The sequence below is a fragment of the Candidatus Streptomyces philanthi genome (genome assembly GCF_059553635.1).
Genome location: NZ_JCANQV010000031.1, coordinates 19,176 through 30,367, shown reverse-complemented (window position 1 = coordinate 30,367; position 11,192 = coordinate 19,176). Strand labels below are relative to the sequence as shown.

10 protein-coding genes are annotated in these 11,192 nt (G+C 72.4%); 3 read left to right on the top strand and 7 right to left on the bottom strand.

The window, feature by feature from the left end; all coding sequences use genetic code 11:
• Together AC51EU_RS06565 and AC51EU_RS06560 are read right to left on the bottom strand one after the other, a co-directional pair.
• Window positions 1-862: serine/threonine-protein kinase (locus AC51EU_RS06565; RefSeq protein ID WP_496265708.1), on the bottom strand; the 862-nt coding region annotated here is incomplete at its 3' end.
• Between the two features lie 244 nt (window positions 863-1,106).
• On the bottom strand, window positions 1,107-2,813 hold the full coding sequence (locus tag AC51EU_RS06560) for a glycerol-3-phosphate dehydrogenase/oxidase (protein WP_496265705.1): 1,707 nt from the start codon (window positions 2,811-2,813) through the stop codon (window positions 1,107-1,109).
• 181 nt (window positions 2,814-2,994) lie between these two features.
• Here AC51EU_RS06560 and AC51EU_RS06555 point away from each other — a divergent pair, with 181 nt between their 5' ends.
• A complete protein-coding gene (locus tag AC51EU_RS06555) occupies window positions 2,995-4,221 on the top strand; it encodes a nucleotide sugar dehydrogenase (protein ID WP_496265704.1) in 1,227 nt (408 codons plus the stop codon).
• A 57-nt stretch (window positions 4,222-4,278) separates the two neighbouring features.
• Here AC51EU_RS06555 and AC51EU_RS06550 read toward each other — a convergent pair whose 3' ends face one another.
• From AC51EU_RS06550 to AC51EU_RS06535, 4 genes are all read right to left on the bottom strand, one after another.
• Window positions 4,279-5,394, bottom strand: a complete 1,116-nt coding sequence (locus tag AC51EU_RS06550; RefSeq protein WP_496265703.1) for a GuaB3 family IMP dehydrogenase-related protein — start codon at window positions 5,392-5,394, stop codon at window positions 4,279-4,281.
• A 112-nt stretch (window positions 5,395-5,506) separates the two neighbouring features.
• A complete protein-coding gene (gene guaB / locus AC51EU_RS06545; RefSeq protein WP_496265702.1) occupies window positions 5,507-7,009 on the bottom strand; it encodes an IMP dehydrogenase in 1,503 nt (500 codons plus the stop codon).
• 145 nt (window positions 7,010-7,154) lie between these two features.
• Window positions 7,155-7,823 (bottom strand): sigma-70 family RNA polymerase sigma factor, encoded by a 669-nt coding sequence (locus AC51EU_RS06540; protein WP_496265701.1) that lies wholly within the window; start codon window positions 7,821-7,823, stop codon window positions 7,155-7,157.
• 225 nt (window positions 7,824-8,048) lie between these two features.
• Window positions 8,049-8,660: a response regulator transcription factor gene (locus tag AC51EU_RS06535; protein ID WP_003948568.1), complete on the bottom strand. Its 612-nt coding sequence runs from the start codon at window positions 8,658-8,660 to the stop codon at window positions 8,049-8,051.
• Window positions 8,661-9,038: 378 nt separating this feature from the next.
• On the opposite strand from AC51EU_RS06535, the gene AC51EU_RS06530 reads away from it, so the two are divergent.
• The gene (locus tag AC51EU_RS06530) at window positions 9,039-9,371 is read left to right on the top strand and encodes a WhiB family transcriptional regulator (RefSeq protein ID WP_496265700.1); all 333 of its coding nucleotides are present in this window, start codon (window positions 9,039-9,041) and stop codon (window positions 9,369-9,371) included.
• 35 nt (window positions 9,372-9,406) lie between these two features.
• Here the strand turns inward: AC51EU_RS06530 and AC51EU_RS06525 are convergent, their stop codons facing one another.
• Window positions 9,407-10,318: a LysR family transcriptional regulator gene (locus AC51EU_RS06525; protein WP_496265699.1), complete on the bottom strand. Its 912-nt coding sequence runs from the start codon at window positions 10,316-10,318 to the stop codon at window positions 9,407-9,409.
• Window positions 10,319-10,477: 159 nt separating this feature from the next.
• On the opposite strand from AC51EU_RS06525, the gene AC51EU_RS06520 reads away from it, so the two are divergent.
• Window positions 10,478-11,152: an MOSC domain-containing protein gene (locus AC51EU_RS06520; RefSeq protein WP_496265698.1), complete on the top strand. Its 675-nt coding sequence runs from the start codon at window positions 10,478-10,480 to the stop codon at window positions 11,150-11,152.
• Window positions 11,153-11,192 lie beyond the last annotated feature (40 nt).

Below are 11,192 nucleotides of genomic sequence, written 5' to 3'. Positions count from 1 at the left end.
GCGCCATGGCCTGGGTGGCGTCCACGGGCGCGGGGGCCTCGGCCGCGTTGAGGGCGCGGTTGAGCAGGGCGCGGGCGCCCTCGTCGTCCAGCCGGGCGGCCGGGTCCTTGGCCAGGAGGCCGTAGATGACCTCCTCCAGGGGGCCCGCGCTCTTCGGCGGCTCCAGCGGCTCGGTCATCACCGCGGTCAGGGTGGCGATCGCGGAGCCCTTGTCGTACGGGGGGACGCCCTCGACGCAGGCGTACAGCAGCCCGCCCAGGGACCACAGGTCGGACGGCGGGCCGGGCTTCTGGCCGCGGGCCCGCTCCGGGGAGATGTAGGAGGGGGCGCCGACGAGCATGCCGGTCGAGGTCACGGAGGGGTCGCCCTCGACCTGGGCGATGCCGAAGTCGGTGAGGACGACGCGGCCGTCGTCGGCCATCAGCACGTTGGACGGCTTCACGTCGCGGTGGAGGATGCCCTCGCGGTGGGCGGCGCACAGGACGTCCAGGACCGCCAGGCCGACCTCGGCGGCCCGGCGCGGGGACAGCGGACCGTCGTCGCGCACCAGTTCGGCGAGGGAGCGGCCCTCGACCAGCTCCATCACGATCCACGGGCGGTCGTCCTCCTCGACCACGTCGTAGACCGTCACGGCGCCGTTGCTGCGGATGCGGGCGATGGCCTTGGCCTCGCGCAGCGTACGGGTGATCAGGCGGCGCTTCTCGTCCTCCTCGACGCCGCCGGGGAACCGCAGCTCCTTGATGGCGACCGTACGGCCCAGCACCTCGTCGCGTGCCCGCCAGACGGTGCCCATGCCACCACGGCCGAGAACATCGGCGAGCCGGTAACGGCCGGCGAGCAGCCTGCCCTCCTTGCCGTCCATCTCGACCTCGTCGCCCACTGAATCCCCTCTGCTTTCCAGCCGAGTTGGCGGCTGCGATTCTCCTTCGACCACCAAACCGACCCAACTCGGACAACCCACCCTGGCAGAGCCTTCATTCTCCCTCATCCCTGGCCGTGCGGTAGCCCGGGGCCGCCCCCGTGGCCGGACCCGTACCGGCGGTCCGGGGCACGGCGGCGGCGCGAAGGGGTCGCCCGCGGGGGCCGCGGCGGGGGCCTCCGGTCCGCTACAGGGGCACGATGTCGGGGGCCCCGAGCCGGGCCGCGTCCGCCGTCAGGTCGTCCGGCTGCCGCTGCGACTCGCGCTCCGCCTCGACCCGCTTCTCGTAGTGGGTGATCTCCTTCTCGACCTGAGCCTCGTCCCAGCCCAGCGCGGGCGCCATCAGCCCGGCGACCTCGCGGGCGCAGCGGGTGCCGCGGTCGAAGGTCTCGATCGAGATACGCGTACGGCGGGTGAGGACATCGTCCAGATGGCGTGCCCCCTCGTGCGTACAGGCATAGACGGCCTCCGCACGCAGATAGTCGTCGGCGCCGGTGAGGGGCTCGCCCAGGGAGGGGTCGGCGGCGATCAGTTCCAGGAGTTCCCCGGTGAGCGAGCCGTAGCGGTCGAGGAGGTGTTCGACGCGGACGGTGTGCAGGCCGCAGCGGGCGGCGGTGGCGGCCCGCGCGTTCCACAGCGCGCGGTAGCCCTCGGCGCCGGCCAGCGGCACGTCCTCGGTGACGCACGCGGCGACCCGCCCGTCCAGGCCGTGGGCGGCCTCGTCCACCGCGTCCTTGGCCATCACCCGGTACGTCGTGTACTTGCCGCCCGCGACGACGACGAGTCCGGGGACGGGGTGGGCCACGGTGTGCTCGCGCGACAGCTTGCTGGTGGCGTCCGACTCGCCGGCCAGCAGGGGCCGCAGTCCGGCGTAGACGCCCTCGACGTCGTCGCGGGTCAGGGGGGTGGCGAGGACGGAGTTCACATGGTCGAGGAGGTAGTCGATGTCGGCGCTGGAGGCCGCGGGGTGGGCCTTGTCGAGGTCCCAGTCGGTGTCCGTCGTCCCGATGATCCAGTGTCGTCCCCAGGGGATGACGAACAGCACGCTTTTCTCCGTACGCAGGATCAGCCCGCTCGACGCGTGGATGCGGTCCTTGGGGACGACGAGGTGGATGCCCTTGGAGGCGCGAACGTGGAACTGGCCGCGTTCGCCGATGAGTGCCTGGGTGTCGTCGGTCCACACGCCGGTGGCGTTGACGATCTGCCGGGCCCGGATCTCGTACGTCCGGCCGCCCTCGGCGTCCTCCACCCGGGCGCCGACCACCCGCTCGCCCTCGCGCAGGAAGCCCGTGACCCGCGCCCGGTTGACGGCGTGCGCGCCGTAACGGGCGGCGGTGCGCACCAGGGTGGCGACGAAGCGCGCGTCGTCCGTCTGCGCGTCGTAGTACTGCAACGCGCCGACGAGGGCGTCCTTGCGCAGGCAGGGCGCCACCCGCAGGGCGCGGGCGCGGGAGAGGTGGCGGTGGAGGGGCAGGCCGCGGCCGTAGCCGGAGGAGAGGGCCATGCCGTCGTAGAGCGCGACGCCGGAGCCGACGTACCAGCGTTCCCAGCCCTTGTGCCGCAGCGGGTAGAGGAACGGCACGGGTTTGACGAGGTGGGGGGCGAGCCGCTGGAGCAGCAGTCCGCGTTCCTTGAGCGCCTCCCGGACGAGGGCGAAGTCCAGCATCTCCAGATAGCGCAGTCCGCCGTGGATGAGTTTGCTGGAGCGGCTCGACGTTCCGGCGGCCCAGTCGCGGGCCTCGACGAGGCCGGTGGACAGGCCGCGGGTCGCCGCGTCGAGTGCGGTGCCGGCGCCGACGACACCGCCGCCGACGACGAGGATGTCCAGTTCTCGTTCCGCCATCCGGGCGAATGCCTCGGCGCGCTGCGCCGGTCCCAGTGCCGCTGTCTTCACCACTGCCTCCCGCTGTGGTCGGGACACGTCTGCGGCGCCCGGTTCCGTGGGCGCCGTGTGCCGGTGTCCCCCTCCGCCCCCGACGGCAACACCGCGGTACCAATCCCCGTTCTGGGCCTAATGTCCGCTTAGTCTACTTATGAGCCCCGCGTACCGCTCGGGAAGGACGGGCCCACCAGCCATGCCCGCAGACCTCGCCGTCATCGGACTCGGCCACCTCGGCCTCCCCCTCGCCCAGGCCGCCACCTCCGCCGGCATCGGCACCCTCGGCTACGACCCCGCACCCCACGCGACCGCGCCCTCGGTCACCGGCGGCCCCCTCTCTCCCACCGAGATCCGCCGCCTCCTCGCCGGCGGCTTCCGCACCACCACCGACCCCACCGCCCTCGGCAAGGTCCGCACCGCCGTCATCTGCGCCCCCACCCCCCTCCGCGAGGACCGCACCCTCGACCTCGGCGCCGTCACCGACGCCGCCCGCACCCTCGCCGCCCACCTGCGCCCGCACACCACCGTCGTCCTCGAATCGACCGGCTACCCCGGCACCACCGAGGACGTGCTGCGCCCCCTGCTCGAAGAGGGGTCAGGACTCACCGCGGGCCGCGACTTCCACCTCGCCTGCGCCCCCAACCGCCACGACCCCGGCAACCGCGTCCACCGCTACCGCGACATTCCCAAGGTCATCGGCGGCCTCACCCCCGCCTGCACCGAGGCCGCCGCCGCGTTCTACTCGCGCCTGACCGACAAGGTCGTCCGCGCCCGCGGGCTGCGCGAGGCCGAGGCCGCCAAGGTGCTGGAGAGCACCTACCGGCACGTCAACATCGCCCTGATGAACGAGATGGCCGTCTTCTGCCACGACATCGGCGTCGACCTGTGGGACGTCATCCGCTGCGCCGAGACCAAGCCCTTCGGCTTCCAGCGCTTCCACCCCGGCCCCGGCGTCGGCGGCCATGTCCCCGGCCCGCACCGCCCCCTCGCCGGCCGCCCGCTGCGCATGGCCGCCCTCGCCCAGGAGGTCAACGGCCGGATGCCCCGCTATGTCGTCCGGCGCTGCACCGCCCTCCTCAACGAGCACGGCAAGTCCGCCCGCGGCGCCCGCGTCCTGCTCGTCGGCGTCACCTACAAACCGGACACCACCGACCAGGAGGGCTCCCCCGCCCGCGAGATCGCCTCCCGCCTCGGCAGCCTCGGCGCCCAGGTCACGTACCACGACCCGCACGTCCCCCACTGGCACGTCCCCGGCCGCGCCGTCCCCCGCGCCGACTCCCTCTACGAGGCCGCCGCCGACGCCGATCTGACCGTCCTGCTCCAACCGCACCGCGCCTACGACCTCCAGGGCCTGTCCGTGAAGGCGCGGCTGCTCCTCGACACCCGGGGCGTCACCCCCGCGGGCTCCGCCCAGCGGCTGTGACCACGCGAAAGGGCCGGTGGCCGGGCGTCACCCGGCCACCGGCCCCCGCGGAAAAGGTCAGCGCCCCGGCGCGACCGTGACCTCGACCCGCTGGAACTCCTTCAGCTCGGAGTAGCCGGTCGTCGCCATGGCCCGGCGCAGCGCGCCGAAGAAGTTCATCGTCCCGTCCGGGGTGGTGGACGGGCCGAGCAGCACCTCCTCGGTGGTGCCGACGGCGCCGAGGTCGACGCGCTTGCCGCGCGGCACGTCCTCGTGGACCGCCTCCATGCCCCAGTGGTGGCCGCGGCCCGGCGCGTCGGTGGCGCGGGCCAGCGGGGAGCCCATCATCACGGCGTCGGCGCCGCAGGCGATGGCCTTCGGCAGGTCACCGGAGTGGCCCACGCCGCCGTCGGCGATGACGTGGACGTAGCGGCCGCCGGACTCGTCCATGTAGTCGCGGCGCGCGGCGGCGACATCGGCGACCGCCGTCGCCATCGGCACCTGGATGCCCAGCACATTGCGGGTGGTGTGCGCGGCGCCGCCGCCGAAGCCGACGAGGACGCCCGCCGCGCCGGTGCGCATCAGGTGCAGGGCCGCGGTGTACGTGGCGCAGCCGCCGACGATGACCGGGACATCCAGCTCGTAGATGAACTGCTTGAGGTTCAGCGGCTCGGCGGCCGAGGAGACGTGCTCGGCGGAGACGGTGGTGCCGCGGATGACGAAGATGTCCACGCCCGCGTCGACGACGGCCTTGGAGAACTGGGCCGTGCGCTGCGGGGAGAGCGCCGCGGCGGTGACGACACCCGCGTCGCGCACCTCCTTGATGCGCTGGCCGATCAGCTCCTCCTTGATCGGCGCGGCGTAGATCTCCTGGAGCCGCTTGGTGGCGGTGGCGCCGTCCAGCTCGGCGATCTCCGCGAGCAGCGGCGCGGGGTCCTCGTAGCGGGTCCAGAGCCCTTCGAGGTTGAGGACGCCGAGGCCGCCCAGCTCGCCGATGCGGATCGCGGTCTCGGGCGAGACGACGGAGTCCATGGGGGCCGCCAGGAACGGCAGGTCAAAACGGTAGGCGTCGATCTGCCAGGCGATCGAGACCTCCTTCGGGTCGCGGGTGCGGCGACTCGGGACGACGGCGATGTCGTCGAAGGCGTACGCCCGGCGGCCGCGCTTGCCGCGTCCGATCTCGATCTCAGTCACGTGTGTGGCCTTTCCCTTTCCTGGGCTACCTCTGCCACGTCCAGTATCCCCGACACGCCTCGGCCCGCGGCCGGGGTAGGGCCGCGGGCCGAGGCGGAGTGCCTCCGCGTGGTCAGCGTCGGTTGTAGTTCGGCGCCTCGGTGGTCATCTGGATGTCGTGCGGGTGGCTCTCCTTGAGGCCCGCGGCGGTGATGCGGACGAAGCGGCCCTTGTCCTTCAGCTCGGCGATGTCCGCGGAGCCGACGTAGCCCATGGAGGCGCGCAGGCCGCCGACGAGCTGGTGGGCGACGGAGGCCAGCGGGCCGCGGTAGGGCACCTGGCCCTCGATGCCCTCGGGGACCAGCTTGTCCTCGGAGAGGACGTTGTCCTGGAAGTAGCGGTCCTTGGAGTAGGACCGGCCCTGGCCGCGGGACTGCATGGCGCCCAGCGAGCCCATGCCGCGGTACGACTTGAACTGCTTGCCGTTGATGAAGACCATCTCGCCCGGCGACTCCTCGCAGCCGGCCAGCAGCGAGCCCAGCATCACCGTGTCGGCGCCGGCCGCGATGGCCTTGGCGATGTCACCGGAGTACTGGAGGCCGCCGTCGCCGATGAGCGGGACGCCCGCGTCACCGCACGCCTGCGCCGCCTCGTAGATCGCCGTCACCTGCGGCACGCCGATGCCGGCGACCACACGGGTGGTGCAGATCGAGCCGGGGCCGACACCGACCTTCACGCCGTCGACGCCCGCGTCGATCAGCGCCTGGGCGCCGTCGCGGGTGGCGACGTTGCCGCCGACGACGTCGACGGAGATGTTGGACTTGATCTTGGCGATCATGTCGAGGATGCCGCGGCTGTGGCCGTGCGCGCTGTCCACGACGAGGAAGTCGGCACCGGCCTCGACCAGCGCCTGCGCCCGGTCGTACGCCGCGTCGCCGACACCGACGGCGGCACCGACGACCAGCCGGCCCTCGGCGTCCTTGGCGGCGTTCGGGTACTGCTCGGCCTTGACGAAGTCCTTGACCGTGATCAGGCCCTTGAGGACGCCCGCGTCGTCGACCAGCGGCAGCTTCTCGATCTTGTGGCGGCGCAGCAGCTCGATGGCGTCCTCGCCGGAGATGCCGACCTTGCCGGTGACCAGCGGCATCGGCGTCATGACCTCGCGGACCTGGCGGCTGCGGTCCGACTCGAAGGCCATGTCGCGGTTGGTGACGATGCCCAGCAGCTTGCCCGCGGCGTCCGTGACCGGCACACCACTGATGCGGAACTTGGCGCACAGCGCGTCCGCGTCGGCGAGCGTGGCGTCCGGGTGCACGGTGATCGGGTCGGTGACCATGCCGGACTCGGAGCGCTTGACCAGGTCGACCTGGTTGGCCTGGTCCTCGATGGACAGATTGCGGTGCAGCACGCCCGCGCCACCCTGGCGGGCCATGGCGATCGCCATCCGTGCCTCGGTGACCTTGTCCATGGCGGCGGACAGCAGCGGGATGTTCACACGGACGTTGCGCGACACCCGGGAGGCGGTGCTGACCGCGTTCGGCAGCACCTCCGACGCTCCGGGAAGCAGCAGCACGTCGTCGTATGTCAGCCCGAGCATGGCGAATTTGGCGGGCATACCGTCGACGTTGTCACTCATGACACCTTCCCAATGCTCTTGCCTCAGCGCGGACGTCCATGCTAACGGCCTGGAGGAGTGGCTCATTCCACGAGTGATGAGGGGCTCGTCACTGGTACGTTCCTCCGTCCGTTTCCGGCCGGGTATCCGTCCGTACGGCGGCCGCTCACTGTTCGGCGAGCGCCCGCAGTCTGCTGAGCGCGCGGTGCTGGGCGACCCGGACCGCGCCGGGGGACATTCCCAGCATCTGCCCGGTCTCCTCCGCCGTCAGCCCGACGGCGACCCGCAGCAGTACCAGTTCCCGCTGGTGCTCGGGGAGATTCGCCAGGAGTTTCTTGGCCCACTCCGCGTCGCTGCTCAGCAGCGCGCGTTCCTCGGGCCCCAGGGAGCTGTCGGGCTGCTCGGGCATCTCGTCCGAGGGGAACGCCGTGCTGCCGGGGCCGCGCATCGCGGCGCGCTGGAGATCGGCGACCTTGTGGCCGGCGATGGCGAAGACGAACGCCTCGAAGGGCTTGCCGGTGTCGCGGTAGCGCGGCAGCGCGCACAGCACCGCGACGCAGACCTCCTGCGCCAGGTCCTCGACGAAGTGGCGGGCGTCACCGGGCAGCCGGGAGAGGCGGGTGCGGCAGTAGCGCAGCGCGAGGGGGTGCACATGGGCCAGGAGGTCGTGCGTGGCCCGCTGATCGCCCTCCACGGCGCGTGCGACGAGGTCGCCGATCGCCTGTGTCCGGTCATCGCGCATCGGTCCATGGTGCCTTGGCGCGGAACCGTCCGCGGCATCAGGTCCGTACTTGTGCGTGGAAGCGTTATGAGCGGCAGGTGCGCCGGCTGCCATGTCCTGCGCCCTCCCCTCGTGCCCGACCGGCCCGTCCCCGAGGAACTCCATACCTCAAGGATGCGGCACCGCGCGGGGAATCGGGCCGCCGCGGTGCCGTCCGACGCCCGGGGCCGGGGGCGGCGGGCGCGGAACACGCGGGGAACACCTCGGACTCTTTCGCCCCGCCCGCCACGTGGCGGGCGGGGATGCTCACTCCCCCGCGTCGGAGCACGTCGCCACGGATCAGCGGACCAGGCCCCAGCGGAAGCCGAGGGCCACCGCGTGTGCGCGGTCGGAGGCGCCGAGTTTCTTGAACAGGCGCCGGGCGTGCGTCTTGACGGTGTCCTCGGAGAGGAACAGCTCACGGCCGATCTCCGCGTTGGAGCGGCCGTGACTCATCCCCTCCAGGACCTGGATCTCGCGGGCGGTGAGCGTCGGGGCGGCGCCCATCTCCGCGGACCGCAGCCGGCGCGGGGCGAGCCGCCACGTCGGGTCGGCCAGCGCCTGGGTCACCGTCGCCCGCAGTTCGGCGCGCGAGGCGTCCTTGTGCAGATAGCCGCGGGCACCGGCGGCGACCGCGAGCGCGACGCCGTCGAGGTCCTCGGCGACCGTGAGCATGATGATCCGGGCGCCGGGGTCGGCGGACAGCAGACGGCGCACGGTCTCGACGCCGCCGAGTCCGGGCATCCGTACGTCCATCAGAATCAGATCCGAACGATCGGCGCCCCAGCGGCGGAGGACTTCCTCGCCGTTGGCGGCCGTCGTCACGCGCTCGACGCCGGGGACGGTCGCAACCGCCCGGCGCAGCGCCTCTCGGGCAAGCGGGGAGTCGTCGCAGACGAGGACGGATGTCATGACCGTCCTCCGCAGCTGATGCGCGTCACCTTGAGCCTCCAGGCTGGTACATGTCGTCACCTGTGCGGTTGGAGGGCCTCGGACACACGCCCGAGGGCTCCCTCTGCCAACCGCCTCCGCACACTCAACGACGGTCACTCGAAAGAGTTACGGGTTCGGAGACCGACTTCGGCACGCTGCGTGAGGGCCCGGATACGCAGACGACACACCGGATGGCCGACACCCGCGCACACCTTATGCCCTATTTGGCTCCCTTTCTTCCATTTTGGCGCCAACTGCGGCTAGATTCGCAATGAGTCATATTTACATCTACTTACACAGTAGATGTACCGTCTTCAGCACCGAGCCCGACACAGCATCGCTTCGAGGGGACACGCCATGGCAGATTTCTCCCGCCTCCCGGGCCCGAACGCAGACCTCTGGGACTGGCAGCTGCTCGCCGCCTGCCGCGGCGTCGACAGCTCGCTGTTCTTCCACCCGGAGGGCGAGCGCGGAGCGGCCCGCAGCGCGCGTGAGACATCGGCGAAGGAGGTCTGCATGCGCTGCCCCGTACGGGCCGAGTGCGCGGCGCATGCCCTGGCCGTCCGCGAGCCCTACGGGGTCTGGGGCGGACTGACCGAGGACGAACGCGAGGAACTCATGGGCCGGGCCCGCCACCGGCTGGTCCCCGCGGCCTCCCTGACCACCCACGCGAGCGCGGCCGGCGCCTGAGACCGCGCGCCCCGGTCACCGGGGTCGAGAACGCGTCACGTACGCGGCGCGTACACCAGCTGGTCCAGCATCCACGCCACCGCGGGCACCCGCTCCAGATCCGGCAGGGTGAGCGCGACGATCTCCCGGTGCACGGCCGGTTCGAGACGGACCGTCGCGGCACCCTTGGGCCGTACCGACGCCAGCGTCAGCTCGGGCAGCGCGGCCACTCCCAGACCCGCGCCGACCAGCCCGATCACCGCGGGGTAGTCGTCGGTGGCGAAGTCGATGCGCGGGGTGAAGCCGGCACGCTCGCACACCTCGACCAGATGGCGCCGGCAGCGCGGGCAGCCCGCGATCCACGGCTCGTCCGCCAGATCGGCGAAGCACGCCGCCTCCGCCCCCGCCAGCCGATGCCCCTCGGGGACGAGGCCGACGAGCCGGTCCGCGAGGATCGGCCGGACCACCAGGTCCTCCCACTCGGCGGCGGCCACCCGGTCGGCGTCGCGCACCTCCGGATAGCGGAACGCCAGCGCGATCTCGCAGTCCCCGTTGCGCAGCATGTCGATCGAGCGCGGCGGCTCGGCCTCGACCAGGGAGACCCGGGTACCGGGGTGCGCCGCGCGCATCGCCGCCAGCGCGGTGGGCACCAGCGTCGAGCTGCCGGACGGGAAGGAGACCAGCCGCACCCGGCCGGCCCGCAGCCCCGCGATCGCGGCGACCTCCTCCTCGGCGGCGGTGAGGCCCGCCAGGATGCCCGCGGCATGGCGCACCAGCGCCTCGCCCGCCTCCGTCAGCCGCATCTCCCGGCCCGCGCGGACCAGCAGCGGCGTGCCGGCCGACTGCTCCAGGGCCTTCATCTGCTGGCTGACGGCCGGCTGGGTGCAGCCCAGTTCGCGGGCGGCGGCGGAGAAGGAGCCGGTGGCGGCGACGGCGCGCAGCACACGCAGATGGCGGGCCTCGATCATGTTTCGAGCATAAGGGAAACTTGGAGTGATCGCGGGAAAACGACGTGACGCTTTGATCTTCCCTCGACGCGCCGGATTTCCCCGGCATAGCGTGGGCCGCCCGCACCCGCCCGTACGGCGGCGATGCCGGCGAGAACCGAGGAATCCAGGGAGCACCGTATGAAGCTGCTGACCGTCAATGTGGGCCGGGCGACGCCCTCCGAGCACACCAGTGGCCCCGGTGGGCGCACCGGGATCGTCAAACGTCCCGTGGAGGGACCGGTGGCGGTCGCCGCGCCGGGCCCCAAGGGCACCGGGGGCAGCGGGCTCGCCGGGGACGCGGTGGTCGACCTGCGCCACCACGGCGGCGACGACCAGGCCGTGTACGCGTACGCCCGGGAGGACCTGGACGTCTGGGAGCGGGAGCTGGGCCGTGAACTGGGCAACGGCGTGTTCGGGGAGAACCTCACCACCTCGGGCGTCGATGTCACCGGCGCCCGGATCGGCGAGCGCTGGCGGATCGGCGGGCAGGTGCTGCTGGAGGTGACCTCGCCGCGTATCCCGTGCCGGACGTTCCAGGGGGCGCTCGGCGAAACCGGCTGGATCAAGCGGTTCACGCGGGCCGGGATGCCGGGCGCGTATCTGCGGGTCCTCGTACCGGGCGAGATCCGCGCGGGCGACACGGTCGAGGTGGAGTTCCGTCCGGAGCACGAGGTGACCGTGGGCCTGATGTTCCGGGCCGAGACGACCGAGCGGGAGCTACTGCCGCGGCTGCTGGAGGCGGGCGAGGCGCTGCACCCGGAGGGCAGGAAGCAGGCACTGAAGTACGTACAGAACAGGGAGCAGGCCGGGTAGGGGCCGGCCGGCCCGTCCGGTCCCCTCGTACGTGCGCTCG